General features: G+C 60.7%; 29 protein-coding genes. 27 read left to right on the forward strand and 2 right to left on the reverse strand.

Annotated features, from left to right (window positions below; translation table 11 throughout):
- The first annotated feature begins 2 nt into the window (after nucleotides 1–2).
- The 21 genes from fabD (at nucleotide 3) to splB (ending at nucleotide 17,294) form a co-directional block, all read left to right on the forward strand.
- A complete protein-coding gene (gene fabD / locus K5554_RS07845) occupies nucleotides 3–944 on the forward strand; it encodes an ACP S-malonyltransferase (RefSeq protein WP_221037958.1) in 942 nt (313 codons plus the stop codon).
- 1 nt (nucleotide 945) lies between these two features.
- The gene (gene fabG, locus K5554_RS07850; protein ID WP_221037959.1) at nucleotides 946–1,689 is read left to right on the forward strand and encodes a 3-oxoacyl-[acyl-carrier-protein] reductase; all 744 of its coding nucleotides are present in this window, start codon (nucleotides 946–948) and stop codon (nucleotides 1,687–1,689) included.
- A 65-nt stretch (nucleotides 1,690–1,754) separates the two neighbouring features.
- A complete protein-coding gene (gene acpP / locus K5554_RS07855; protein ID WP_221037960.1) occupies nucleotides 1,755–1,985 on the forward strand; it encodes an acyl carrier protein in 231 nt (76 codons plus the stop codon).
- Between the two features lie 89 nt (nucleotides 1,986–2,074).
- On the forward strand, nucleotides 2,075–3,319 hold the full coding sequence (fabF, locus tag K5554_RS07860; RefSeq protein ID WP_221037961.1) for a beta-ketoacyl-ACP synthase II: 1,245 nt from the start codon (nucleotides 2,075–2,077) through the stop codon (nucleotides 3,317–3,319).
- Complete coding sequence (gene rnc / locus K5554_RS07865; RefSeq protein WP_221037962.1) at nucleotides 3,312–4,004, forward strand: ribonuclease III; 693 nt, start codon at nucleotides 3,312–3,314, stop codon at nucleotides 4,002–4,004. Before fabF ends, rnc begins: the two co-directional genes overlap by 8 nt.
- Nucleotides 4,005–4,161: 157 nt before the next feature.
- Entirely contained in the window at nucleotides 4,162–4,422 is a 261-nt protein-coding gene (locus tag K5554_RS07870) for a stage V sporulation protein S (protein ID WP_221037963.1), read from the forward strand.
- A 121-nt stretch (nucleotides 4,423–4,543) separates the two neighbouring features.
- On the forward strand, nucleotides 4,544–8,086 hold the full coding sequence (gene smc, locus K5554_RS07875) for a chromosome segregation protein SMC (RefSeq protein ID WP_221037964.1): 3,543 nt from the start codon (nucleotides 4,544–4,546) through the stop codon (nucleotides 8,084–8,086).
- A gap of 16 nt (nucleotides 8,087–8,102) precedes the next feature.
- On the forward strand, nucleotides 8,103–9,029 hold the full coding sequence (gene ftsY / locus K5554_RS07880) for a signal recognition particle-docking protein FtsY (RefSeq protein ID WP_221037965.1): 927 nt from the start codon (nucleotides 8,103–8,105) through the stop codon (nucleotides 9,027–9,029).
- 71 nt (nucleotides 9,030–9,100) lie between these two features.
- Nucleotides 9,101–9,460: a YlxM family DNA-binding protein gene (ylxM, locus tag K5554_RS07885; protein WP_221037966.1), complete on the forward strand. Its 360-nt coding sequence runs from the start codon at nucleotides 9,101–9,103 to the stop codon at nucleotides 9,458–9,460.
- A complete protein-coding gene (gene ffh, locus K5554_RS07890; protein WP_370636976.1) occupies nucleotides 9,456–10,799 on the forward strand; it encodes a signal recognition particle protein in 1,344 nt (447 codons plus the stop codon). Before ylxM ends, ffh begins: the two co-directional genes overlap by 5 nt.
- A 29-nt stretch (nucleotides 10,800–10,828) precedes the next feature.
- A complete protein-coding gene (gene rpsP, locus K5554_RS07895) occupies nucleotides 10,829–11,119 on the forward strand; it encodes a 30S ribosomal protein S16 (protein ID WP_221037968.1) in 291 nt (96 codons plus the stop codon).
- Nucleotides 11,120–11,133: 14 nt separating this feature from the next.
- Nucleotides 11,134–11,370 (forward strand): KH domain-containing protein, encoded by a 237-nt coding sequence (locus tag K5554_RS07900; RefSeq protein WP_221037969.1) that lies wholly within the window; start codon nucleotides 11,134–11,136, stop codon nucleotides 11,368–11,370.
- A 61-nt stretch (nucleotides 11,371–11,431) separates the two neighbouring features.
- The gene (locus K5554_RS07905; protein WP_221037970.1) at nucleotides 11,432–11,833 is read left to right on the forward strand and encodes a YlqD family protein; all 402 of its coding nucleotides are present in this window, start codon (nucleotides 11,432–11,434) and stop codon (nucleotides 11,831–11,833) included.
- Between the two features lie 10 nt (nucleotides 11,834–11,843).
- Nucleotides 11,844–12,341, forward strand: a complete 498-nt coding sequence (rimM, locus tag K5554_RS07910; protein ID WP_221037971.1) for a ribosome maturation factor RimM — start codon at nucleotides 11,844–11,846, stop codon at nucleotides 12,339–12,341.
- Nucleotides 12,342–12,354: 13 nt separating this feature from the next.
- Nucleotides 12,355–13,098: a tRNA (guanosine(37)-N1)-methyltransferase TrmD gene (gene trmD, locus K5554_RS07915; protein ID WP_221037972.1), complete on the forward strand. Its 744-nt coding sequence runs from the start codon at nucleotides 12,355–12,357 to the stop codon at nucleotides 13,096–13,098.
- A gap of 110 nt (nucleotides 13,099–13,208) precedes the next feature.
- The gene (gene rplS, locus K5554_RS07920) at nucleotides 13,209–13,553 is read left to right on the forward strand and encodes a 50S ribosomal protein L19 (RefSeq protein WP_221037973.1); all 345 of its coding nucleotides are present in this window, start codon (nucleotides 13,209–13,211) and stop codon (nucleotides 13,551–13,553) included.
- 113 nt (nucleotides 13,554–13,666) lie between these two features.
- On the forward strand, nucleotides 13,667–14,191 hold the full coding sequence (gene lepB, locus K5554_RS07925) for a signal peptidase I (RefSeq protein ID WP_255565600.1): 525 nt from the start codon (nucleotides 13,667–13,669) through the stop codon (nucleotides 14,189–14,191).
- Between the two features lie 4 nt (nucleotides 14,192–14,195).
- Nucleotides 14,196–15,032, forward strand: coding sequence for a ribosome biogenesis GTPase YlqF (gene ylqF, locus K5554_RS07930; protein ID WP_221037975.1), 837 nt, complete (start codon nucleotides 14,196–14,198; stop codon nucleotides 15,030–15,032).
- A complete protein-coding gene (locus K5554_RS07935; RefSeq protein ID WP_221037976.1) occupies nucleotides 15,029–15,661 on the forward strand; it encodes a ribonuclease HII in 633 nt (210 codons plus the stop codon). Before ylqF ends, K5554_RS07935 begins: the two co-directional genes overlap by 4 nt.
- On the forward strand, nucleotides 15,651–16,007 hold the full coding sequence (locus K5554_RS07940; protein WP_221037977.1) for a YraN family protein: 357 nt from the start codon (nucleotides 15,651–15,653) through the stop codon (nucleotides 16,005–16,007). Before K5554_RS07935 ends, K5554_RS07940 begins: the two co-directional genes overlap by 11 nt.
- Before the next feature lie 267 nt (nucleotides 16,008–16,274).
- Nucleotides 16,275–17,294 carry a spore photoproduct lyase gene (gene splB / locus K5554_RS07945; protein WP_221037978.1) on the forward strand — a complete coding sequence of 340 codons (1,020 nt, stop codon included), beginning with the start codon at nucleotides 16,275–16,277 and terminating at the stop codon, nucleotides 17,292–17,294.
- Between the two features lie 103 nt (nucleotides 17,295–17,397).
- Here splB and K5554_RS07950 read toward each other — a convergent pair whose 3' ends face one another.
- The gene (locus tag K5554_RS07950; RefSeq protein ID WP_221037979.1) at nucleotides 17,398–18,045 is read right to left on the reverse strand and encodes a LexA family transcriptional regulator; all 648 of its coding nucleotides are present in this window, start codon (nucleotides 18,043–18,045) and stop codon (nucleotides 17,398–17,400) included.
- A gap of 152 nt (nucleotides 18,046–18,197) precedes the next feature.
- Here K5554_RS07950 and K5554_RS07955 point away from each other — a divergent pair, with 152 nt between their 5' ends.
- Entirely contained in the window at nucleotides 18,198–18,434 is a 237-nt protein-coding gene (locus K5554_RS07955; protein ID WP_221037980.1) for a helix-turn-helix transcriptional regulator, read from the forward strand.
- A 729-nt stretch (nucleotides 18,435–19,163) separates the two neighbouring features.
- On the opposite strand, the gene K5554_RS07960 is transcribed toward K5554_RS07955, so the two are convergent.
- Complete coding sequence (locus tag K5554_RS07960) at nucleotides 19,164–19,724, reverse strand: IS110 family transposase (protein WP_221040555.1); 561 nt, start codon at nucleotides 19,722–19,724, stop codon at nucleotides 19,164–19,166.
- 108 nt (nucleotides 19,725–19,832) lie between these two features.
- Between K5554_RS07960 and K5554_RS07965 the strand changes: the two genes are divergently transcribed.
- The 5 genes from K5554_RS07965 to K5554_RS14700 all read left to right on the forward strand — a co-directional run bounded on the left by K5554_RS07965 (nucleotide 19,833) and on the right by K5554_RS14700 (nucleotide 23,980).
- Nucleotides 19,833–20,828, forward strand: coding sequence for a tripartite tricarboxylate transporter substrate binding protein (locus tag K5554_RS07965; protein WP_221037981.1), 996 nt, complete (start codon nucleotides 19,833–19,835; stop codon nucleotides 20,826–20,828).
- 76 nt (nucleotides 20,829–20,904) lie between these two features.
- The gene (locus K5554_RS14695) at nucleotides 20,905–21,312 is read left to right on the forward strand and encodes a tripartite tricarboxylate transporter TctB family protein (protein WP_221037982.1); all 408 of its coding nucleotides are present in this window, start codon (nucleotides 20,905–20,907) and stop codon (nucleotides 21,310–21,312) included.
- A 22-nt stretch (nucleotides 21,313–21,334) separates the two neighbouring features.
- A complete protein-coding gene (locus tag K5554_RS07975) occupies nucleotides 21,335–22,834 on the forward strand; it encodes a tripartite tricarboxylate transporter permease (protein ID WP_221037983.1) in 1,500 nt (499 codons plus the stop codon).
- 26 nt (nucleotides 22,835–22,860) lie between these two features.
- On the forward strand, nucleotides 22,861–23,757 hold the full coding sequence (locus K5554_RS07980) for an NAD(P)-dependent oxidoreductase (RefSeq protein WP_221037984.1): 897 nt from the start codon (nucleotides 22,861–22,863) through the stop codon (nucleotides 23,755–23,757).
- Between the two features lies 1 nt (nucleotide 23,758).
- Entirely contained in the window at nucleotides 23,759–23,980 is a 222-nt protein-coding gene (locus K5554_RS14700) for a 4Fe-4S binding protein (RefSeq protein WP_221037985.1), read from the forward strand.
- The last annotated feature ends 153 nt before the right edge of the window (nucleotides 23,981–24,133 follow it).

Below are 24,133 nucleotides of genomic sequence, written 5' to 3' on the forward strand. Positions count from 1 at the left end.
ACGTGGCAAAGATAGGGCTCCTGTTCCCCGGCCAGGGTGCGCAGTACGTGGGCATGGGCCAGGACCTGGCCCGCCGGTATCCCAAGGCACGGGCGCTCTTTGCCGAGGCCGATGCGGCGCTGGGCTTTCCCTTAAGCGAGCTCTGCTTTACAGGCCCGGAGGAGGAGCTGACCCTCACCGCCAATACCCAACCCGCCGTCCTGGCTACCAGTATAGCCTGCTGGGAGATTCTGAAGGATTACGGGGTCAAGCCGGCCGTTACCGCCGGCCTCAGCCTGGGCGAGTACTCGGCCCACGTGAGCGCCGGGACGCTGGACTTTGCGGAAGCGGTGCGGCTGGTGCGCAAGCGCGGCGAGTTTATGGAAAGCGCCGTGCCCAGCGGTCAGGGTACCATGGCGGCTGTCCTGGGGTTGAGCCGGGAAGAGGTGGAGGAGGTCTGCCGCGCGGCTGCCGGCATGGGGGTGGTGGAGCCGGCCAACTACAACTGCCCGGGGCAGATCGTCATCGCGGGGGAGACCGCCGCGGTGACCGCGGCGGCGGAGCTCGCCCTGGCGCGCGGCGCCAAGAAGGTGATTCCCCTCAAGGTGAGCGGGCCGTTTCACTCCCGGCTGCTGGCGCCGGCCGGCGAGCGCCTGGCCGGGGAGCTGGCGCGGGTCAGCCTGAGCGACCCCGACCTGCCGGTGGTGGCCAACGTGACGGCCCAGTACGTGCGGGACAAGGAAGAGGTTAAAGACCTCTTGGTCAAGCAGGTGAGCCACCCGGTGCTCTGGGAGGACTCGGTGCAGCGGATGCTGGCCGACGGGGTGGATACCTTCATCGAGGTGGGACCAGGACGAGCCCTTTCGGGCTTCGTCAAAAAGATCGATCGCCGGGCCCGCTGCCTCCAGGTGGGCGACTTGAGCTCGCTCCAAAATACCCTTGCAGAGCTTGAGGGGGTTGGATAAAATGGTATTGATTCCAGGGGCCGCCGTAGTCACCGGTGGTTCGCGCGGTATCGGCCGCGCGATCGCTCTAGAGCTGGCCCGCCTGGGGGCTCCAGTGGCGGTGAATTACGCCGGCCGGGCGGAAGCGGCCCGGGAGGTGGTCGAGCTTATCACGGCGGCAGGCGGCCGGGCCGTGGCCGTACAGGCCGACGTGGCCCAAGCGGCGGAGGCGGGGCGGCTGCTGGCAGAGGCCGAAGCAGCCCTGGGGCCGGTGGGGATCCTGGTCAATAACGCCGGCATCACCCGCGACGGGCTGCTGCTGCGCATGAAGGAAGAAGACTGGGACGCGGTTTTAAATACTAATTTAAGCGGCGTCTTTCACTGTACGCAGGCAGCGCTGCGGGGCATGCTGAAGCGGCGCCGGGGGCGCATTGTGAACACCGCCTCCATTGTGGGCCTGACCGGCAATGCCGGGCAGGCGAATTACGCGGCCGCCAAGGCCGGGATCATTGGTTTTACCAAGTCGGTGGCCAGGGAGGTTGCAGGACGGGGGATTACGGTCAACGCCGTGGCGCCCGGCTTCATCGCCACCGAGATGACGACCAAGCTGCCCGCGGAGGTACGAGAAGCGTACCGGAGCCGTATCCCCCTGGGGCGCTTCGGGGAGCCGGAGGACGTAGCCCGGGCTGTGGCCTTTCTCGCCAGCGAAGCGGCCGCCTACATAACCGGCCAGGTGCTGGCCGTGGACGGCGGGCTGGCGATGTAGGGCATACTGCCTCCTGCTTCGGTTTACCCTAAGGTAGCGCGGGCACGCGAAAGGAGGTGAAGGTTGTGGCCATTTTCGACCGCGTCAAGGAGATCATTGTTGACCAGTTGGGGGTAGATGAGGAGGCGGTGACGCCAGAGGCCTCTTTCGTCGAGGACCTGGGAGCCGACTCCCTCGATATCGTTGAACTGGTGATGGCGCTCGAAGAGGAGTTCGGGATCGAGATTCCCGATGAGGACGCTGAGAAGATCGCTACCGTAGGTGATGCGGTGGAATACATCAAGGCGAATTCGTAGGGATTAGCTAAGGAAGGTTCCCGTAGTTTACGCTACGGGACTTTTCATAGAGCCTGCTTTTACGTTACAAAGTTAGGAGTGTGGAACCTGTGGGCAAGAGGGCGGTTATAACGGGTATCGGTGCCCTTACCCCGATCGGATGTGGCAAAGAAGGCTTCTTTGCAGGCCTGCGTGCAGCCCGCAACGGGATCGGCCGCATTACCCGGTTTGATCCCGCGCCCTTCGGCAGCCAGATGGCCGGTGAGATCCGTGACTTCGAGCCGGCGGACTACATGGATAAAAAAGAGAGCCGCCGGATGGACCGCTTCTGCCAGCTGGGCGTGGCGGCGGCGCGCCTGGCGGTGGCGGACGGGCAGCTTAAGCTGGAGGAGGAAGACCCGTGCCGGGTGGGCCTGTCCATCGGCTCGGGCATCGGCGGGATTGAAACCTTTACCGAGCAGGTGCTGGTGCTCGATAAAAAGGGTCCGGGGCGGGTGAGCCCGTTTTTCATCCCGATGATGATCCCCAACATGGCGGCCGGCCAGATTTCCATCTTCCTCGGAATCAAAGGGCCGAGCCTGACCACGGTGAGCGCCTGTGCCTCTAGCGCGGATGCCATCGGCCACGCCCTGCGCCTCATTCAGCGGGGCGAAGTGGATGTGGTGGTGGCCGGGGGAACCGAAGCCCCCATCACGCCGGTCAGCCTGGCCGGTTTCGGCAGCATGAAGGCCCTCTCCACCCGCAATGACGACCCGGAACATGCCTGCCGGCCCTTCGACCGCGACCGCGACGGTTTTGTGATGGGCGAGGGGGCCGGGGTGGTCCTGGTGGAGGAACTGGAGCACGCCCGGGCGCGCGGCGCGCACATTTACGCTGAACTCTGCGGCTACGGGGCCAGCTCCGATGCCTATCACATAACGGCCCCGGCGCCGGGAGGGGAAGGAGCGGCGCGGGCCATGGCCCTGGCCTTAGCCGATGCCGGGGTGACGCCGGTGGAGGTGGATTATGTAAACGCCCACGGCACTTCCACCGGCTACAACGACCTTTATGAAACCCAGGCGATAAAGAGCGTCTTCGGCGAGCAGGCCCACCGGGTGGCGGTGAGTTCCACCAAATCGATGACGGGGCACCTCTTGGGAGCGGCTGGGGCGGTGGAGCTGATCGCCTGCCTCTTCGCCCTGGAAGAGGGGATTATTCCCCCGACCATCAACTACACCACCCCCGATCCCGACTGCGACCTGGACTATGTGCCCAACACACCGCGGGAAGCACAGGTCCGAACCGCCCTGAGCAACTCCTTCGGCTTCGGCGGGCACAACGCAGCTTTAGTGGTGAGAAGGTTGGACCGTGAGTGAAGGGCGCGGGTTGGAGAAACTAAAGGCCACGCTGGCGGCCTGGCAGGTGCCGGTGGAGCCGGCCCTGCTGGAGGAGGCCGTAACCCATTCCTCCTACGCTTATGAACACGGGACCCGTTCCAACGAGCGCCTGGAGTTTCTCGGCGATGCGGTGCTGGAGCTGGTGATCAGCGAAAAGCTCTTTAAGGACCGGGCGGCGGACCCGGAGGGTGTGCTGACGCGCCTTAGGGCCGCCCTGGTTTGTGAGTCCACCCTGGCCGTGTGGGCCGGCGAACTCGCTCTGGCGGAGGCCGTATACCTGGGGCGGGGTGAAGAGGCCCAGGGCGGGCGGCAGCGGCCGGCGCTGCTGGCGGATGCCGTGGAGGCCCTCCTGGGTGCGGTTTACTTAAGCGGCGGGCTGCCGGCGGCGCGGGCCCTGGTGGAGCGGCTGGCGGCTCCCTTTTGGAACGGAATAGAGGAGATAAAGACGGACTGCAAGACAGAGCTGCAGGAACGGCTGCAACAAGGCGGGGAAGTGGCCATCGAATACCGGGTGCTCACCGCCAGCGGGCCGGACCACGCCCGCACCTTTACTGTGGGCCTTTTTGTCGACGGGACCGAACGGGCCCGGGGTACAGGCGCGAGCAAAAAGGAGGCCGAGCAGGAGGCGGCCTGCCGCCTGCTGCAGGAGCTCGGGGCGGGCTAGCCGCAGGCAGCGGCGGCGACCCGGTTGCTTGAGTACTTTATCAGCAGAAAAAGCGTACTTCATCCTTTTCTCTGCCAGGGAAAAGCAGGAATTTTTCGGCAGGAGGCGAATAGAATTAACGAGCCCTATGGTCGATCTAACTAAGGGAGGCAGAGAGGTGGAAGTACTCAAAGTTTCAGCTCAATCCAACCCTAAATCAGTAGCGGGTGCTCTGGCGGCTGTCCTCAGGGAACACGGCGCGGCAGAGGTTCAGGCGGTGGGCGCCGGTGCGGTGAACCAGGCCGTCAAGGCGGTGGCCATTGCGCGCGGCTTCGTCGCCCCGAATGGCATGGACCTGGTTTGTGTTCCTGCCTTTGCCGAGATTGAGATCGATGGGGAGGAGCGCACGGCGATTAAGCTGCTCATCGGCCCGCGTTGAGCGCGGCCGGCCGGGTGAGAGGGCTTTGAGGCCTGCCTGGGGAGGGTGGGCCTTTTTGTTGTGGGGCTAGGCGGGACCGACGGCCTGTGATAAAATGGAAAGAGTGGGGAGGAGGGGCTGGATGTACCTCGAACGGTTGGTGATACAGGGCTTTAAGTCCTTTGCCGAACGCCTGGAGCTTACCTTTGAGCCGGGCATAGCCGCCATCGTAGGCCCCAACGGGAGCGGCAAGAGCAACATCGTGGACGCCATCCGCTGGGCGCTGGGCGAACAAAGCCTGCACGCGCTGCGCGGCGAACGCCTGGAGGACATTATTTTCAGCGGGTCGGATCACCGGCGGGCGCACGGCCTGGCCGAGGTGACCCTGGTTTTTGCCAACGCCGACGGCAGGCTTCCCGTTCCCTATTCGGAGGTGAGCGTTACCCGCCGGGCCTACCGCTCGGGCAACAGCGAGTTTCTGCTGAACGGGGTTGCCTGCCGGCTGAAAGATATCCAGGAGCTTTTCTGGGATACCGGCCTGGGGCGGGAAGGGTACTCCTTTATCGGCCAGGGCCGCGTCGATGAAGTTTTGAACCTCAAACCGGAAGAGCGGCGGGTGTTCCTGGAACAGGCCGCCGGCGTATGGAAGTACCGGCAGCGCAAGAAAGAGGCGGCGGCGAAGCTGGCAGAGATTGACCAGGACCTGGTCCGCTTGAACGATGTGCAGGCGGAACTCGAGCGCCAGCGCGGCCCCCTGGAGGAGGAGGCCCGCCGCGCCGAGCGCTGTCTGGAAAAGAGCCGGCGGCTGAAAGACCTGGAGGTTTTTCTCGGACTAACCGAGATCAAGGAACTGGCGGCACGGCTCGATGCAGCCCGGGCCCAGGCCGAGGCAGACCGCCTGCGGCTGGCGACGCTCGCCGGAAGGCGCTCGCAGCTGGAGGCGCGCCTGGAGAAGGAAAAACTGGAGCTCGCCGGGAAGGAGGCCGCCTGGCAGGAGCAGGGGTGCGCGCTGCACCGGCTGGAGGAAAAGCTGGCGGCGATTGAGCGGAGCAGAACAGAGCTTACAGCGGCGGGGCGGGAACGGGCGGCCCGGGTGGAAGCGCTGGCACGGCGCCGGGAGGAGATTGCCCGGGAACGGCAGGAGCTGGGCCGGCTCATGGCCCAGGAGAAGGACGAACAGGCGGCCGTGCAACAGGCCCTGGAAGAGAGGCAGGCCGCCCTGGCCGCGCTGGAGGATGCGGCGCGCCGGGCGGAGGCGGAACTGAGCGCAACCGGCCAAGCTCTTCGGGAGCGCCGGGAACGAACCATCGCCCTGCTCAGCGAACGGGCAGCCAAAGCCAACGCGCTCCAGGCCCTGGACCACGAGGAAAAGAAGCTCAAGGAGCGGCGGGAGCGCGTCCTGGCCACGGGTAAGGCTGCGGAGGCACGGGCGGAGGAGCTCGCGGCGGCCCGGGATAAAGAAAACACGCGCCTGGCGGCTCGCAAAAAAGACCTGGCTGCGCGCCAGGAGGAGCGGGCGGCGCTGGAAAAAGAGCTGGAGCGCCTGCAGGGGGTTTTGGAGGAGGAGCGGCGGCAAAGCCAGGACGCCTGGCGGGAGCTGGAGCGGGCCCGGGCGGAGCTCACCACCCAGAAGAACCTGCTGCAAAACCACGATGGTTACAGCCAGGGGCCGCGCGCCGTGCTCAAGGCGAAGCTTCCGGGCATTCACGGGGCCGTGGCGGACCTCCTGGAGGTGCCGGCGGGGCTCGAACTGGCTCTGGAAGCGGCCTTGGGCGGTGCTCAGGAGTACTTGGTGGCGGAGACAGATGAGGAAGCGGCGGCGGCCATTGCCTGGCTCAAAGAAAAAGGGCTGGGCCGGGCCACCTTTTTGCCCCTCAACACCGTCCGTCCCTTTTCTCCCCGGCCGGAGGAAAGGAAGCTCGGCCAGCACCCGGATGTGCTGGGGTGGGCGGCGGAGCTGGTGGACTTTGCGCCCCGGCACCGGGCGGCGGTGGAACACCTGCTCGGCCGGGTGTTGGTGGCGCAGACCCTGGCCGCCGCCCGGACGGTGGCGCGGGCGGCCGGTTACCGCCTGAAGATCGTCACGGTGGAGGGCGATGTTCTCAGCCCGGGAGGCAGCATGAGCGGCGGCAGCCGCCGGCGGGAGCAACGCTCGCTTTTTACGCGCGCCCGGCGGGTGCGCGAACTGGAGAAGGCAGTTGAGGCGGCCGGGGAGAGATTCGCCGCGGCTGAAGCGCGGACTGAACAGGCGAAGAAGCGTACCGCCGAGCTCCGGGAGGCCCTGGGCCGCCTGGAGCAGGAGCTGCGGGAGCTGGAGCAGGCGCACAGCGCCGGCGCCCGTGCCCTGGCCCAGTACGAGGCCCAGCTCGCTGAGCTTGGGCACGCCCGCTCCACCTGGGAGGAGGAGGCGGCGGCTCTGGCGGAGAGCTTGAGGGAACTGGCCGGCGAGCGCGCCCGGGCCGAGGACGAACGGGCCCAGCTGGCAGCTGCGATCGAGCGCTGGGAAGAGGAGACGCACAGCCTGGAAAACAGGGAGGCCGGGCTTAGGGCTGCGGCGGCTGCGGCCCAGGAGAAGGTCACCCGGATGCGCCTTGACCTGGCGGCGCTGGAAGAGAAGGCGCGGAACCTGGCGCTGCGGGAAAAGGAACGGGAAGAGGCGCTGCTTCGCCTGGAGCGCGAGCTGGCGGAACAGGAAACCCGCGTCCGGGAAATGCAGGAGCTTGACCGGGCGGCCGCCGGCCAGCGGCGGCAGCTGGAGAAGGAGCAGGCGGTCCACCAGGCCGCCTGGGCGGCGCTGCGTGCCAAACTGGATAAGCTGGCGGCGCGGGTGGGGGACCTCAGGCGGGCGCTGGAGGAGGAGGAAAAGGCGGGCCGCGCTCTGCGCCGGCAGGAGGATGCCTTGCGCCAGACAGTGCACGAAGAGGAAGTGACCCTGGAGCGCTTGGCGGCAGAACACGCTGCGGCCGAGCGGCGGCTCTTTGAGACCCATGGTGTTCCTCAGGGCGCTCCGCTTCCGGCGCTGGAGCTCAGCGTAGAGGAAGCCCGGGCCCGGGTGGCGGAGCTTAAGGCCGAGCTCGCCGCCTTGGGCGAGGTTAACCTTAAGGCGCCGCAGATGCTGGCGGAACTTGAGGAGCGCTGCAGCTTCCTGGCGGAACAGGCAGGGGACCTCATGGCGGCGCGGGACTCACTGGAGAAGATGATGCGCGAGATCGACCGCACGGTGGCGCGCCGCCTGGAGGATACTTACGGAGAGCTGCGGGTAAACTTCCAGGAGGTTTTCCAGCGGCTCTTCGGCGGCGGGCGGGCAGATCTGGTGCTCACGGGCAGCGAAGACCCTTTGACGGCAGGTCTGGAGATATTTGCCCAGCTGCCGGGCAAAAAAATGCAGCCGCTCAGCCTTTTGTCCGGCGGGGAGCGCGCGCTCACCGGCATTGCTTTCCTTTTTGCTCTGCTCACGGCGCGCACATCCAGCCTCTGCGTCCTGGATGAGATTGACGCCGCCCTGGATGAGGCCAATGCCGCCCGCTTTCTGTCGTACCTGGAGGAGCTGGCCGTGAGCACGCAGTTCATCATGATCACCCACCGCAAGCAGGCCATGCTCCGGGCCAAGTCGCTTTACGGCCTGGCCATGGGGGCCAGCGGGGTTTCGCGCCTGGTGTCGATCCGGTTGGAGGAAGCAGTTTAGGTAAGGAGGAACGGAGTTGGCGGGATTTTGGAGCCGTTTGAGCGCCGGGCTCGCGAAGACCCGGACCGCACTGACAGAACGCTTACAGGAGATCGTGCCCCTGGGGGGAAAGGTTAAGGAGGAAACGCTGACAGAGCTGGAGGAGATTCTGCTCGGTTCCGACGTGGGGGTGACCGTGGCCGAGGACCTTTTGGCGGCCGTCCGCCGCGAACGGGTGGGCTCGGCGGCGGGCCTCCGGGCAGCCCTGGCGAAGCGGCTGGAGGAACTGCTGGCCGAGGGGCACACCCCCCTGGCCGCCGCCGTAGAACCGCCGCTCACCATACTGGTGGTGGGGGTGAACGGCGCCGGGAAAACGACCAGCATTGCCAAACTGGCCGCCCGCTACCGGCGCGAGGGCAAAAAGGTCATCCTGGCCGCCTGCGACACCTTCCGGGCGGCGGCGGCGGACCAGCTGGCGGTCTGGGCGCAGCGCACCGGCGCGGAACTCATCCAGCACCAGGAGGGTTCCGACCCGGCGGCGGTGGCGTACGACGCCCTGCAGGCGGCGCTGGCGCGCCGGGCCGACGTTTTGATCGTCGATACCGCCGGCCGGCTGCAGACCAAGAAGAACCTTATGGCGGAACTGGGCAAAATCCACCGGGTCTTAAACCGCGTGCGTCCCGACCTGCCCCAGGAGGTGCTTCTGGTCCTCGACGCCACCACCGGCCAGAATGCCCTCAGCCAGGCCCGGCTCTTCCGGGAGACGGTGCCGCTCACCGGTGTCATCTTAGCCAAGCTGGACGGGACGGCCAAAGGCGGCATCGCAGTGGCGGTGCAGCGCGACCTGGGGCTGCCCATTAAGCTGATCGGGGTCGGCGAGGGAATGGACGACCTGGCGGACTTTCAGCCGGCGGCCTTTGTGGCGGCCCTCCTCGGGGAGGCTTCCCCGGAAGCTGAGGCTTGACAGGGGCCGCCCTTTCTTTTAGAATGTCTTCTGTAGGTGTAAAGTAAAGGTGCTTAACAGGGGCGGGTAGAATGGATGCTCGCGTGCGCACCAGTCTGCTGTACGACTTTTACGGCCCGCTGCTCACCGAACGGCAACAGCGCTTTATCGAACTGTATTTCGGCGAGGATCTTTCCTTGGGCGAGATAGCGGCTGAGTTCCAAATCAGCCGCCAGGCGGTGCACGACATCCTGCACCGTTCGGAGGCGGCTCTGGAGGCCTTGGAGGCGAAACTGGGGCTGCTCAGGCAGTACCAAAGGCAAAAGCGGCGCTATGCAAGGCTGCGCGCGCTGCTCGAGGAGCTCAGGGAGCGAGGTTTGACCCCGCCGCAGGAGGCATTGGTGCAGGAAATGACGGCCCTACTCGAGGCCATGGGCCGGGAGGTGGATTAAAGTGCTGGAGAACCTGGCGGAAAGGATTCAGGGAGCGCTGCGCAAACTGGGGAGCAAAGGCCGCCTGACCGAAAACGACGTTAAAGAGGCGCTCCGAGAGGTGCGCCTGGCCCTGCTGGAGGCGGACGTCAACTTCCGGGTGGTCAAGGATTTTATTGAAAAGGTGCGCCAGGCGGCGGTGGGCCAGGAGGTTCTGGCCAGCCTTACCCCGGCTCAGCAGGTGGTTAAGGTGGTCCATGAACAGCTGACGGCCCTCCTCGGTGGGGGAGCCAGCCGCCTGACCTTCGCGGCCGAGCCGCCCAGCGTCTTCGCGCTGGTGGGCCTGCAGGGTGCCGGTAAAACCACCACGGCGGCCAAGCTGGCCCACCTCCTGGTGAAGCAGGGTAAGCGACCCCTTCTGGTGGCGGCGGACGTCTACCGCCCCGCGGCCGTCAAACAACTGGAGGTCCTGGGGGCTAAGCTCAAGGTCCCGGTGTTCAGCCAAGGCGAGCGCGACCCGGTGCTGATCGCCCGCGCGGCGGTGGAAAAAGCGCGGCGCGAGGGCTTTGACGTGGTCCTCATTGACACGGCCGGCCGGCTGCACATCGACGACGAGATGATGGCCGAACTGGAGCGGCTGAAGGCGGAGGTAAAGCCGCAGGAAACGCTTCTGGTGGTGGACGCCATGACCGGCCAGGATGCCGTTACGGCTGCGGGGGCGTTCCAAGAAAAGCTGGGGCTGGATGGGGTTATCCTGACGAAACTCGATGGGGATGCCCGCGGCGGCGCCGCCTTGTCGGTGCGGGCGGTTACGGGCGTACCCATTAAGTTCGCCGGCACCGGCGAAGGAATCGACGGGCTGGAAGTTTTTCACCCGGAGCGCCTGGCGTCACGGATCCTCGGGATGGGCGACGTCCTCAGCCTCATCGAAAAGGCGCAGGAGACGTTAAACGAAGAGACGGCGAAAAAACTGGAGCAAAAGCTCCGGCGGGAAGAGTTTACGCTGGAGGACTTCCGGACGCAGTTGAAGGAAGTGCGTAAGCTGGGGCCGCTGGACCAGCTCTTAGCCCACCTCCCGGGTTGGTCGCAGGTGAAAAAGGTACCGGGTATTGAGGTGGATGAAAAGGAGCTTACCCGCGTGGAAGCCATCATCAGTTCCATGACGGTCGAAGAACGGGTGCATCCGGAAATAATCGATGGCAGCCGCCGGCGGCGTATCGCCCGGGGCAGCGGCACCACCATCCAGGATGTGAACCGCCTCCTCAAACAGTTTAACGACATGAAAAAAGTCCTCAAGCAGTTTGGCCGCTTGGGTAAAAAGGGGAAAACAAGTTTAACGCTGGGCCCGTTTGCCCGCTGAGGGCAGGGCAGCGAAAGGAGGTGAACGCTTTGGCTGTAAAAATTCGCCTGCGCCGCATGGGCGCTAAGAAAGCTCCCTTCTACCGCCTGGTGGTGGCCGATTCCCGCATGCCTCGCGATGGCAGGTTTGTGGAGAGCATTGGCTATTACAACCCCACCCGTGAGCCGGCGGTGGTTAAGGTGGACGAGGAGAAGGCCCTGAACTGGCTCGCGCGCGGCGCCCAGCCTTCGGACACAGCGCTTAAGCTTTTAAAAAAGACCGGGGTATGGGAGAAATTCGCCGCACAGAAACAAAAGAGCCAGGGGGTTACCCGGAGCTAAAGGGGGTTGACCTGATGCGGGAACTTCTCGAGGTTGTCGCCAGGGCGCTGGTGAATAACCCTGATGCCGTCCAGGTGAATGAGGTGCAGGGAGAAACCTCGGTAATCCTGGAGCTGAAAGTGGCCCCGGACGATATGGGCAAGGTAATCGGCAAGCAGGGGCGCATCGCTAAAGCCATCCGCACGGTAATCCGGGCGGCGGCGGCCCGCGACGGGCGCCGGGTGATGGTGGAGATTGTTGAGCACTCCTGAGGGCTTAAGGTGTCCTGGCTGGGGCCGCACAGGCCCGTGGGATCGAAGCGGGGTGCGAACGATGTTGGTCAAGCGGACGATTACCTTGAAGGCAGTGGTTACCCCCGAATTCCAGCAGGAAATGCTTCTGGATCTTAAGACTGCCTTGCAACGGGCGGAACTGGAGCTGCAACAGATCGAATTCCAGGGGAAGCGGCTCTTGATCGAGGCCGAAAAACAAGGTCACCAGCAGGTGCTGGCGGCGAAACAACAGGTGGAGCAGGAAAAGGAGAAACGCCTGGAAATGCGCGCACGCCTGCGCCAAAAGATGGAAGAGGTCAAGGGCTGGGAGATCGGCAGTGAGATCGTCCAGGGAGTGCTGGAGGGTTGGGTGGAGATCAAGACCGGCGATAGCATCGCCCGCCTTTTGGGGGCTGAGATCGTGACCCAAAATGGCAAAGTCGTGGAGCTGCGCCATGAATAGGAGGGACCTCGTGACCGTCGGTCAGGTGACGTCGGCGCACGGCGTCCGGGGGGAGCTGAACCTGGCCCTGCTCACGGATTTCCCGGAACGCGTGCGGCGCTTGAAGGAGGTCTATCTCCTGGCGGCGCAAAACGTCCAGGGACCGTACGGGGTGGAGAGGGCCCGCCTGGCCGGCGGGAGGGCTATCCTGAAGCTGGGGACCATCGACACCCGCGAGGCCGCCCAGGCGCTGAAGGGCTGGGAAGTGGCGGTCCCCAAAGGGGAAGCGGTGGAGCTGCCGCCCGGCCACTACTACTACTTCCAAGTGGTAGGCCTGCCGGTCTACAGCACCGCCGGCGAATACCTGGGGCGGGTGAGCCGGATTATAGATCTTCCCAGCAACGACGTTTACGTGGTGGAAGATGAAACCGGCCGTGAGCTTCTTCTTCCCGCCACGCATGAGGTGGTTAAGAAGATCGACCTTCCGGGGCAGCGCATCGAGGTGGAACTCCTGCCCGGGCTGCGCTGAAGGAGGGAAAGATGTGCGCCTGGATATTCTTACGCTCTTCCCGCGCATGTTCGCCGGTCCCTTTGACGAGAGCATCATCAAACGGGCGCGGGAAAAGGGACTGGTTGAGCTTAGGGTCGCCGACATCCGGGACTGGAGTACCGACAAGCACCGCGCTGTCGATGACTATCCCTTCGGGGGCGGCGACGGTATGGTGCTCCAGGTAGAGCCCATTGCCCGCGCGGTGCGGGCGCTGGCTGCGACCGGCGGGGCCCGGGTGATCCTAACGAGTCCCCAGGGCCGGCTGTTCACGCAGGCCATGGCTTGGGAGTTGGCGCGCGAAGAGCACATCATCATCATCTGCGGCCATTATGAAGGCGTGGATGAGCGCGTGCGGGAAGCGCTGGTGACGGACGAGATTTCCGTGGGGGATTTTGTGCTCACCGGGGGCGAAATACCGGCGCTCCTCATCGCCGACGCGGTGATTCGTCTGCTCCCGGGAGCTTTAGGAGCGGAAGAGGGCGCGGTCGAAGACTCCTTCAGCAGCGGGCTCCTGGAGTACCCGCAGTACACCCGGCCTGAGGTGTGGGAAGGACGGTGGGTGCCGCCGGTGCTGCTTTCCGGCAATCATGAAGATATTCGCCTGTGGCGGCGGCGCGAGGCCCTGGCGCGCACGCTCAAGCGGCGGCCTGATCTTCTGGCGCAGGCGAGGCTGAGCGACGAGGACCTGAGGTTGCTTGCCGAAATCGAGCGGGAGCGGGAGCGCGGCCGGGAATAGTTGTTTTGGCCCGGCGGACATGGTATAATAACCTTTGTTCTATGCTCAGAAGCGGCGGTGTATGGCTGGTCAAAGCCCGAGCCGAGGCGGAGAGAAAGGAGGCGGAAGGGATGGACCTTTTACAATCGCTGGAACGAGAGCAGATGCGGACGGACATACCGGACTTCGGGCCTGGGGATACTGTTCGTGTGCACGTTAAGGTAGTCGAAGGCAACCGCGAACGCATTCAGGTGTTCGAGGGGACGGTCATCGGTCGCCGGGGGAAAGGGTCCCAGGAGACATTCACCGTACGGCGCGTTTCTTACGGCGTGGGGGTCGAGCGTATTTTTCCGGTCCACTCGCGGCGGGTCGAAAAGATCGAAGTGGTCCGCAAGGGCGAAGTGCGCAGGGCGAAGCTTTACTACCTGCGCAACCTGCGCGGTAAAGCAGCGCGAATCAAGGAGAAGCGAAGCTAAGCGGGGGACTGCAAAGTCCCTGCTTTCGTTATGCCGGCCCGCTGCGCGTCCAAGGCGGGCCGGTGGGCCGGCCGCGGCCGCACCGGGTTGGGGAGGGGTAAGGTGTGGAAAAAATGCACAAGGTGCTGTGGGAGTATATTCAGAGCATCCTCCTGGCATTTGCTTTGGCACTTTTTATCATAACCTTCGTGGTACAATCCTTCATTGTTACCGGTCCCTCGATGGAGCCGACCCTGCACAGCGGTGAACGCCTGCTGATCAATAAGTTCATCTACCGGTTCACCCAGCCTAAACCGGGCGATATTGTCGTATTTCACCCGGCAGTGCGCCCCCGTGACGATTACATCAAACGGGTCATCGCCGTGGCCGGCCAGACGGTGGAGATCAGGGACGGGCGCGTTTGGGTAGACGGCAAGCCCCTGGCAGAACCCTACCTTAGCGAAGCTACCTATGGGCAGTTCGGACCGGTCCGCATTCCCCAGGGGCGCCTCTTCGTTTTAGGGGACAACCGCAACAACAGCCAGGATAGTCGTTATCCGGAGGTGGGCTTGGTGCCCTTAAAGAGCGTCATCGGCAAGGCAGCCCTCCGCTATTGGCCTTTGGGACGGCTAAGCTTGATCGGCGGCGCGGGGAGGTGAGCCTGTGCCGGTTCAGTGGTTTCCCGGGCACATGGCCAGGGCGAAGCGCCGGTTGGCGGGACGCCTGCCGCTCGTCGACCTGGTGCTGGAGGTGGCCGATGCCAGGGTGCCGGCGGCCAGCCGCAACCCGGACCTGGGGTCGCTGGCTAAAGGCAGGCGGCACCTCTTGGTGCTGAATAAGTCCGACCTCGCCGACCCAGAACTTACCCGTGCCTGGCTGGAGGCATTCAAGGCACAGGGTACGGCCGCCGCGGCTTTTTCGGCCCTCAAGGAAGGGCGGAAGAAGCTGATAAAGTACATAAGGGACGCAGCCCAACGCCCGGCGCCGCGCCGTGTGGGCCCCGTGCGGGTCCTGGTGGCGGGCATTCCTAATGTGGGCAAGTCGGCGCTCATCAACCGGCTGGTGGGGCGGCGCAGCGCCCGGGTAGGGGCGCGCCCGGGGATTACGCGCGGGGAGCAGTGGGTGCGGGTGACGGGAGACCTAGAGCTTTTGGACACGCCGGGCCTGCTCTGGCCGAAGTTGACCGGTGCAGAAGTGGGCTTTAAGCTGGCGGCGGTGGGCGCCATTCGCACGGAAGTGCTGCCGGTGGAGGAGGTGGCGGCGTGGCTGGCTGGTAAGCTCCAGGCGCTCCGACCGGAAAGCATGGCGGCGGCTTACGACGCCGGTGGTGCCGAGCCGGCGGCGGTGCTGGAGTGTGTGGCGCGGCGGCGCGGCCTGTACGTAAGCGGCGGCCGCCTGGACCTGGAAAGGGCGGCGATCATTATGCTCGCGGACTTCCAGCAGGGGAAGCTGGGCCGGATAACGCTGGAGGCGCCGGGTGAAGAAGGTGGCCCGGCTTGAGAAAAGAGGCGTCCCTCTGGGTGTGGGAAGAACGCCTTTGGGGGCGGGGCTACCGCTACGTGGCCGGCATAGATGAAGCCGGGCGCGGGCCATTGGCCGGACCGGTGGTGGCGGCGGCGGTGATCCTGCCGGCGGGGGCCGACCTTCCCGGCGTGAACGACTCCAAGCAGCTCACGGCGGCACGGCGCGAGCAACTTTACCGCTTGATCAGCAAGAAAGCCGTGGCCCTGGGCGTGGGCGTGGCTGACGTGTACTACATAGAAAAGCACAACATCCTGGCGGCCGCGAAGCACGCCATGTGCTTGGCCGTGGCCAACCTGGCCGTGCGGCCGGATTACCTTATCCTCGACGCTGTTCGGCTGGAGGCCCTGGAGTTGCCCCAGACGGCGATCGTAAAGGGCGACACCTTGAGCGCCAGCATCGCAGCGGCCTCCATCGTCGCCAAGGTGCGCCGGGATCACATCATGCAGGCGTGGGAGAAGGTTTATCCCGGCTACGGCTTCGCCCAGCACAAGGGCTACGGAACGCCCGCACACCTGGCCGCATTGCAGCGGCTCGGGCCCTGCCCCTTACACCGCACCAGCTTTCGCCCCATCCGCGAGCTACGGGAGGGTTTGCTTGGTGAATAACAAGCTATTGGGAGCGCGGGGCGAGGATATTGCCGCGCGTTACCTGGCAGCGCGCGGGTACCGCATCCGGGAACGCAACTTCCGCTGCCGCCTGGGCGAGATCGACGTGGTGGCCGAGGACGGGGGCGTGCTGGTTTTTGTGGAGGTTAAAGCGCGGCGTAGCGGCCGCTTTGGACTCCCGCAGGAGGCAGTGACCCCTCTGAAGCAGGCCCGGCTGCGGCGCCTCGCCCAGTACTACCTCCTTACGCACGGGGGCCTGGAGCGGCCCTGCCGCTTTGATGTCCTGGCCGTCACCTTCGGCCCCGGCGGGGAAGCAAAAGCCGAGCTCATCCGCGGCGCTTTTTAAGCGGGCAGTAATCATCTTGTCATACGATCTTAACAATGTCCTGTTATCCTATAACCAAGCTATCCTATACCCCCCTTCTTCATATACTCTTTCCGCCCGGCGTTGCCCGGGCCATTTTTTTTTGCCTGGAAGGCCGGGCATGGATATTTTGAGCCCCCGGCCTGTGCTTGCCGTGGTTAAGCCCTAAGCGGGCGCATCTCTAATGCGGAACCTTATCATACTAGCGTTGACGGGCTGATAGCGCTGGCTGCCTGAGGAGGTTTCTACGTGGAACAGTTTGTACCTCAACGGGTGTTCGTTCAGAAAGCCGCCCTCGCCTACGAAAAAGGAGAGCGCCTGGTTAGAAAGCTGAGCTCGCGCGGGATTCCCACCGAAGTCTACGAGCGCAAAGTGCCGGCACTTCGTTACCGGAGCGCCAAAGACAAGTTCCTGGCGCTTAAGAGGACTCTGGTGATTGGGGTCTGGGCACAGCGGGACTTTCAAACGTGCAGGCCGTCAGCTCACTACCAACTCCCCCTGGTGTCGGGTTGCCCGGGCTTGTGTGAGTACTGCTACCTGTCCACCAATCTGGGAGATAGGCCGTATGTCCGGGTGTATGTTAACACTGAGGAAATCTTAGCTCAAGCTCAACGCTACACGGAGGCCAGGCGGCCGGAGACGACGATATTTGAGGGGTCCGCCACTTCCGATCCTGTCGCGGTGGAGGGCTGGACCGGCTCCGTGGCCGAAGCGATCGCTTTTTTCGCTCGACTAGAAAGTGCTGGTTTTCGTTTCGTCACCAAGTTCACCGCGGTTGATGGTTTGCTTGGTTTGGATCACCGGGGCAAGACGGAGATTCGTTTTAGTATCAACTCTGATTACGTGCTTTCCCACTTTGAAAAAGGGGTTCCCGGGCTGGAAAGGCGCATGGAGGCGGCCCGCAAAGTAGCCCGGGCCGGATATCCCCTGGGCCTTCTGATTGCGCCCATCCTGCTCTTTCCCGGCTGGAAAGACAACTACCTCAACCTTCTGCGAACAGCAAGGGAATACCTGGAGGCCGCTCTTGCCGGCCCGCCCACGTTTGAACTGATCACGCACCGCTTCACCTCACGGGCGAAGAGCGTAATTCGACAGGTATATCCGGACACGGAGTTGCCCCTGGAAGAAAGCGAGCGCCAGTTCAAGTACGGGCAGTTCGGTTACGGCAAGTTCGTATATCCTGCAGGCACAATGAGGGAAGTGGAAGAATGGTTTCGAGAGCAAATAAGCTCAACGTTTCCCCAGAGCCGTATACTATACTTCGTGTGATAAGGACGCCGTCAACCGCCCGACCTCTGACGGTCCTCGTCCTGGCTGAGGGCGGTGGGGTCTCTTCTACGTTCTTCCGCCCGCTTCCAAGTACCAGGCACTCTCATTTTGGCTCAAATGTGACCCTTACCACCTTGCCGATGATATGCACGTTCTTCCTATCTTCTCCTTGGAATAGCATGGGTTTTTGAGTCGAGTTCTTTGTTTCCGACTGCAGAATAAGCGTATCACCCTGAAAGTAGATGCGCCTTAAAGTGGCATTCTCTCCGTCCACAATCACCACCACGATTTCACCGTCCTTTATGCAGTCCTGCTTTCTTACCAAGGCCAGGTCGCCAGGGTAAATCCGGGCACCGGTCATACTGTCAGTGCTCACCCGAAGGAAAAAGTATTCCGCTCCGTCAACCTCGGCTGCCGGTACGACTTCGTACTTTTCGACATGTTCGCAGGCGTAAATCGGCATGCCGGCCCGGATAATACCAAGCACAGGAACTCGGACCATCGAACCGACAGGGCGCGTACCAGGCGGCACATAAGTGCCGTGAGGGTCGTTGGTGCGGCAAAGCAAGTAATCGGTTGATACCCCAAAGAAGTCGGCCAGGCGCTGCAACGTTTGGGGATCTGGATTAGTTCGATCCACTTCCCAGTTAGCCAGAGTACCACGGGCGACATTGAGATTATCGGCCAATTCTTCCTGGGTCAACCGTTTTTCCTTCCGCAGCACACGGATCCGCTGCCCCAATGTGCTCATTTGCCACACCTCCATCCCTAGGTTAATGTGCCGGGTGCCGTATTACAACGAAGGTGCTAAATAAAAACAACATACGACAAAAAACATTGACAGTGCGCAAAAAGCACGATATAATTGTGCTAGCGCAGCACAAGTCATCGGGAGTGGACCGCATGCGCTACGAGCTAAGACGGGCCCGAAAGGAAGCCAAGCTGACGCAGAAACAGCTTGCGGAACTGGTAGGCATTGAACGTTCGACATACGCCCATATCGAGTCGGGAAGACCTCCCTCTTTCAAAGTTGCCTTGGCTATCGCAGCTGCTCTCGGCGGGCGGGTGGAGGATCTCTTTTCCCCTTTAGTGTGCTCTGCACCAACAAAGAACCATCGCCAAGGGATGGATGGGGATTGACAGACTGGCGAGGACGGTACGGGCAGCTTATCAACGCCGGGGCGCAGGAATGGAGCACCTGCCTGAAGGCGAGCAGACCAGCGGTCTGCCTCCATCTCCCCGAAAAGCTCTTTGTCAGCCTGAGCTCACCGACATCATTGAGTGTGCTAATGACAAGGTCCGGGTGACTTGCCGCAACGTGAAGAGATGGCGGCATAGGGAACACATCCTCCGCTGGATGGCGGCGGCCTACCTGGAGGCTGAACCGGGCTTTCACCGCATCAAGGGATACCGAGGAGGCGATGCGGAGGAAAACTGTTCACAGAACTATCCAGTCGCCTAAGGACCCTAAAAATCACCAAAACGCCCGTCCCGAAAATCTACGACGAGCGTGACAACGCCAATAATGGAGCGAGGAGGCCGGAACATCTTAAGGCTGACATTATGTACCAAATAAATTGAAGTGGGGGTGTCGTAATTGACGTAGTGTTGGAATTACGAATTAGGGATTTGATTAGAGTTGGCATTTAGTAGAGGCCTGAGGCCAATTTGGCTAGTGTTCGGTTGGTAAGCTTCTGATGGTAAGCTGCTGAAGTAGTAAGTTCGATTTAGTAACGAGGCAACATGTCAGAAAACATGTTCGAGAAAGGTCGGTTGCGGCAAGAAGGCAACATTTAACTAAGCCCCAGGAATAAGTTAACTGGGAAAATAAGCATTAGCGATCAAGTTTTCGGTGACCCAGTTAAGAGATCATCTTCCTTTCCGCGGCTTGTAGAGTCGGTTCTTGCGCAGCAAAGCATGAACCAGCCGCACGAGCTTCCGGGCTGTGAGGACCACGGCCCGGCGGTGGTGGTGTCGCGTGGCTTCCCGGTACTTCTTCTGGTAGTACGCCTGGTACTCAGCATTGTGCACCCGCATGCTGTTGGCACCTTCCACCAGGTAGTACCGGAGATAATGGTTGCCCGTTTTGGTAAGGGGGCGATCTTCACCTTCAAACTCACTCGACTGATTGCGACGCCAGGTCAGCCCGGCGTACTTGGCTAGAGCGGCCTCGGTGGCGAAACGGGAGATGTCGCCAATCTCAGCGATGATCCCGGCGGTAAAGACACGGCCCAGGCCGGGCACCGAAAGAAGCGGATTGCTGACCGCAGTAAGTTCCCGCTCGATTTGCTTGTCCACCGCCTTGATCTGCTTCTCTACGAAACGGATGCGGGCCAGGCTGGAAGGAGCGCTTGGACAACGCTTCGGCTCCGCCTCGCGTTGCCCACATCTCCACAGCCCCGGCGGCGGTGATCTAAACCCTCTTCTTATTGGGGCTTTAGGGAAGGAACGGGAAACAGCTCTTCTGCTCCAAGCTCCTAGTCCGCCGTAAAGCTGTTGGAGGTCGGTCCAAGAACTATATTACGAGGGGGTAAGAACATGTCTAGGAAGAGCTTTGCGGTGTCACTGCTGTTGGCTCTTGTTACAATTGCAGCTGTCGGCTGTAATAGTCGGCAAGGATTCAAGGGGGAAACTGCTCCAGAGAAACAAGAAACAAAGTTTCCGGATAAACCAATCACCCTTATTGTATCGTATGCAGCAGGTGGAGGAACAGATGTAGGAGCCCGCACCTTACAGCCTTATGTAGAAAAAGAACTTGGGCAGCCGTTAGTCGTTGTTAACAAGCCCGGTGGGGGAGGCTGGGTCGGCTGGACAGAACTCGCACATGCGAAGCCAGATGGCTATACTCTCGGCTACATCAACGTTCCTACTATTATTACCGGATACTTGGACCCTAAACTCAACCGAAAGGAGTCATTAGAAAGCTTCGTACCAATTATCAATCATGTAACAGACCCTAGCGCTGTGGCTGTAAAAGCCAATGGCAGGTTTAAAACATTGAAAGAAGTAGTTGATTATGCAAAGATGCACCCGGATGAACTAACAACGACATCTACAGGCGTTGGTAGCGATGACCACCTAGCAGCCGTGGCCTTTGGCAAGGCTATTGGAAGTTCATTTAAGGTTATTCAGAACAATGGCACATCTGAAGGTATTGCCCAAGTTTTAGGCGGCCATGTAGATCTATTGGTAGCAAATCTTGGTGAGATGATTAGTTTGGAAAAAGAAGGGAAGATCAAAATCCTTGGAGTTATGAGCGAGAAAAGGAGTGATCTTGCCTCTCACGTCCCAACTTTCAAAGAACTCGGTTATAACGTCGTGGGAGGGGTAAGCCGGGGTATTGCAGCTCCTGCCGGGCTTGACCTAAAGGTTCGCAATGTATTGGAAAACGCCTTTAAGAAAGCGATAATGAACAGCGAGCATATTGAAAAGATGGCGAAACTGGGGCTGACTGTGGATCCGATGTCTGGCGACCAGTATGTGAAGTACCTGAAAGATCAAGAGAAACTTGTTAAGGAGCTTATGGGCTGGTAATAGCTAGTACCCTGATTCCGCAGGCCCTGGTCAAACCCTGCCAGGGCCTCCCTAACTCGAAGCGGGAGGAGTAATAATGAAAGCCCGGTGGTATGCCCTCGCCTTTATCTTATGCTGCTTTTTTCTTTGGTATCAGTCTCTCCCTTACGTTCCAGAAGCTGCAATTTATCCTAGGACCCTTATGGTTATCATTGTTGCTCTTTCTGTCTTCCTATTCATAAGTGACCTGCGGCGACCCAAAGATGTTTCATGGAAGTGGGTACCCCTTATTACGTTTGCAGTTTGCCTGGGATATTTCTTTTTGCTTTACCTAGTCGGTTTTGGTATTGCAACAGCGATCTTTCTCCCTACGCTAATGTACATTCAGGGCGTCCGTAAGTGGCTCACAATTGCTTTGTGCACCCTAGGGGTTGAGCTATTCATTTATTTTGTGTTTGTGATAGAGTTACATGTTCCATTACCAAAAGGTATTTGGGGGATTTAGAAGGGGGGTACTAAAAGTACTTATGGGTACAGTTTTATTAGAGCTTGTTAAACCGGACACTATGTTTGCTATTCTAGTAGGCACAATTAGTGGACTAGTTATTGGAGCGTTGCCAGGTTTCAGTGCAACCATGGGCATTGCCTTGTTGATCCCCTTGACCTTCGGGATGAGACCTGCCCCGGCACTAATAATGCTGGCAACTATCTATACCGCTGCCACTTATGGTGGTTCTATCTCAGCGATTCTTCTTCACACCCCAGGTACGCCCTCCTCCTGCGCAACTACCTTGGACGGCTACCAGATGACCTTGAAAGGGGAAGCCGGAAAAGCTCTGGGAATGTCCATTACAGCTTCAACCATTGGAGGAGTTTTTGGCGCGGTAGCCCTTCTCCTTATTGCACCGCCTCTGTCACAAATTGCCCTAAAGTTCGGCCCCCCTGAGTATTTCCTCTTGGCTATCTTTGGGCTCTCTACCGTAGGTGGCTTGACCAGTGGGTCTGTCCTAAGAGGGTTGCTTTCAGGACTTGTCGGTCTCATGCTAGGTACGATTGGAGTAGACGTGCTCTCAGGTTTTCCCCGGTTCACCTTTGGCATTATTCCCCTGGAATCAGGTGTTAACTTTGTTCCGGCTATGATTGGACTATTTTCCCTGTCTGAAGTTATGGCTCTTAGCGAAAGCCGTTCGTCTATAGCCAGCCAAAGCGCAGGTCAGGTAGGAGACAAGCGCATTCTGCCAGCATGGGACGAGCTTAAGAGACTTTGGAAACTTATCTTGCGCTCAGCAGTAATTGGGACAATCATCGGCATTCTCCCGGGTGCAGGCGGAGATATAGCGTCCTGGATCAGTTACAACGAGGCCAAACGGTTTTCCAAGAATCCCGAGAAGTTCGGTACCGGGACAATTGAAGGAGTAGCCGCTCCGGAGACCGCCAATAACGCAGTAACTGGTGGAACCCTGATACCTCTCTTAACGTTAGGTATTCCGGGAAGCGCTGCTACTGCTGTGATGCTTGGTGGACTGTTAATACATGGTCTTGTGCCGGGACACGAACTCTTCACCACATACGCCAACATAACATACACGTTAATCATTGGCTTCTTGATCGGAAATATCGTGATGTTCTTTGTTGGCTTAGCGTTTTCACGATATGCTGTCCTAGTAACGCGGGTATCAACGAATATCCTGGCGCCCATCATTGCCATTTTGTGTGTTGTTGGATCTTATGCAATCAATAATAGCCTTTTCGATGTCGGTGTTATGCTTGTGTTCGGAGCAGCAGGGTATTACCTTAAAGAGGCTGGTTTCCATCCAGCACCTATGGTGCTTGGCCTTATACTAGGCCCTATGGCAGAGCGAGGCTTTCGCCAATCACTGCTATTAGCTAAAGGGAGTGTGCTGCTGTTCTACCTTACTCGGCCGCTTTCAGTGGTCTTGATTGTATTAATAGTTATGTCGCTCACCTGGCCTTTGGTTGCCGGAAGAGCGAGCAAGAACCCTCTGACAGCAGCAGGGAACCATTAGATCACATTCTGGAAGGAGAAACCGTGATGGAGAAACAAAACCTGGGATTTGTTGGTGTAGGTCGTATGGGCAAAGCTATGGCTACGAACCTTGTGAAAGCAGGGTACAGAGTCCGCGTATTTGACTGCCACAGGCTGGCTATGGACGCGGTGGCCCAAGAAGGGGCCCTGCCGACAGCGTTACCTGAGCTAGTACGGGAAAGCAGTGTCATCTTACTCTCTCTCCCTAACCCCGCAATCGTGGAAGAGGTCGTTCTTGGACCGGAGGGGATCTTTGCTGCAGCCTGGCCTGGTCAACTGGTTATTGATCTTAGTTCATCTACCCCTCAGAGCGAACAGAAGATTGCCGCTCAAGGAAAGAAGATTGGAGTGGATTTCCTTGATGCTCCCGTGAGCGGTGGTGTAGCCGGAGCGGTGGCTGCTAACTTGACCATCATGGTGGGTGGACCGACAGAGGTAGTATCCCGAGCTAAGCCAGTCCTAGAGGTCATAGGTAAGAAAATCGTGCATGTAGGAGCGATAGGTTCTGGACAGGCGGTTAAGCTGGTTAACCAGCTCCTTTTTGGGGTCAACATGGTAGCCCTGGCGGAAGGCCTGAACCTTGCTGAAGCTTTGGGATTGGACCAGAGCATAGTTTACGAGGTGGTCAGCGCCGGTTCTGGGAACAGTTATGCCGTGCAAACTAGGTGCCCCAAGTTTATCTTTGCTGATAACTTCGAACCGGGGTTCAGTCTGGAGCTAGCGGCCAAGGACTTGAAACTAGCCGTGTCGGCTGCCTTAGAAGCCGGACAACCGTTACTACTTGGAGCCTTAGGCCTGCAGCTTTTCGAGGCGGCAAAACACCAAGGCTATGGGGCTAAAGACATCTCTAGCATTTACAAATACCTATCCGAACATTTAAGTCCGGTTATTAAGGAGGGTTAACGTGCAGATTGATGAGGCTAAATGTATACGCTGCGGGGTGTGTGTGCCCTACTCCCCGCCGGAGCCATTAGTGTCTAGAACAAGAAAGCGCAGGTTAATCAGGACAAGTGCCTTGAGTGCGGAACCTGTGGCCGTGCGCAGGTTGTGCGGTGCCCTGCCGAAGCCATTCACGAGGAGGAGAACGTTTACCAGCGGCCGCGCTCATTCGGAAATACTTCAGTGATCCTACGGCCTACCATGTGGAGACAAATGTTGCAGCCCGCGGCACAGAAGAGGTAAAAACCAACGATGTTACTGGGCGGGTGAAAAAGGGGCAGTTCGGTATCGCCATTGAGATGGGGCGTCCGTGCCTCGGGCCTTCGTTTGCTGACATCGG

The sequence above is a fragment of the Gelria sp. Kuro-4 genome (genome assembly GCF_019668485.1).
Lineage (GTDB): Bacteria > Bacillota > DTU030 > DUMP01 > DUMP01 > DUMP01.

Excerpts from the sequence above, each read along its gene's own strand:
- rplS (WP_221037973.1), top strand. The coding sequence starts at position 13,209 with ATGGACCTTTTACAATCGCTGGAACGAGAGCAGATGCGGACGGACATA.
- K5554_RS07965 (WP_221037981.1), top strand. The coding sequence starts at position 19,833 with ATGTCTAGGAAGAGCTTTGCGGTGTCACTGCTGTTGGCTCTTGTTACA.
- K5554_RS07950 (WP_221037979.1), bottom strand. The coding sequence starts at position 18,045 with ATGAGCACATTGGGGCAGCGGATCCGTGTGCTGCGGAAGGAAAAACGG.
- ylxM (WP_221037966.1), top strand. The coding sequence starts at position 9,101 with ATGGATGCTCGCGTGCGCACCAGTCTGCTGTACGACTTTTACGGCCCG.
- fabG (WP_221037959.1), top strand. The coding sequence starts at position 946 with ATGGTATTGATTCCAGGGGCCGCCGTAGTCACCGGTGGTTCGCGCGGT.
- K5554_RS14695 (WP_221037982.1), top strand. The coding sequence starts at position 20,905 with ATGAAAGCCCGGTGGTATGCCCTCGCCTTTATCTTATGCTGCTTTTTT.
- K5554_RS07905 (WP_221037970.1), top strand. The coding sequence starts at position 11,432 with ATGTTGGTCAAGCGGACGATTACCTTGAAGGCAGTGGTTACCCCCGAA.
- K5554_RS07975 (WP_221037983.1), top strand. The coding sequence starts at position 21,335 with ATGGGTACAGTTTTATTAGAGCTTGTTAAACCGGACACTATGTTTGCT.
- K5554_RS07900 (WP_221037969.1), top strand. The coding sequence starts at position 11,134 with ATGCGGGAACTTCTCGAGGTTGTCGCCAGGGCGCTGGTGAATAACCCT.
- lepB (WP_255565600.1), top strand. The coding sequence starts at position 13,667 with ATGCACAAGGTGCTGTGGGAGTATATTCAGAGCATCCTCCTGGCATTT.
- K5554_RS07980 (WP_221037984.1), top strand. The coding sequence starts at position 22,861 with ATGGAGAAACAAAACCTGGGATTTGTTGGTGTAGGTCGTATGGGCAAA.
- smc (WP_221037964.1), top strand. The coding sequence starts at position 4,544 with ATGTACCTCGAACGGTTGGTGATACAGGGCTTTAAGTCCTTTGCCGAA.
- K5554_RS07955 (WP_221037980.1), top strand. The coding sequence starts at position 18,198 with ATGCGCTACGAGCTAAGACGGGCCCGAAAGGAAGCCAAGCTGACGCAG.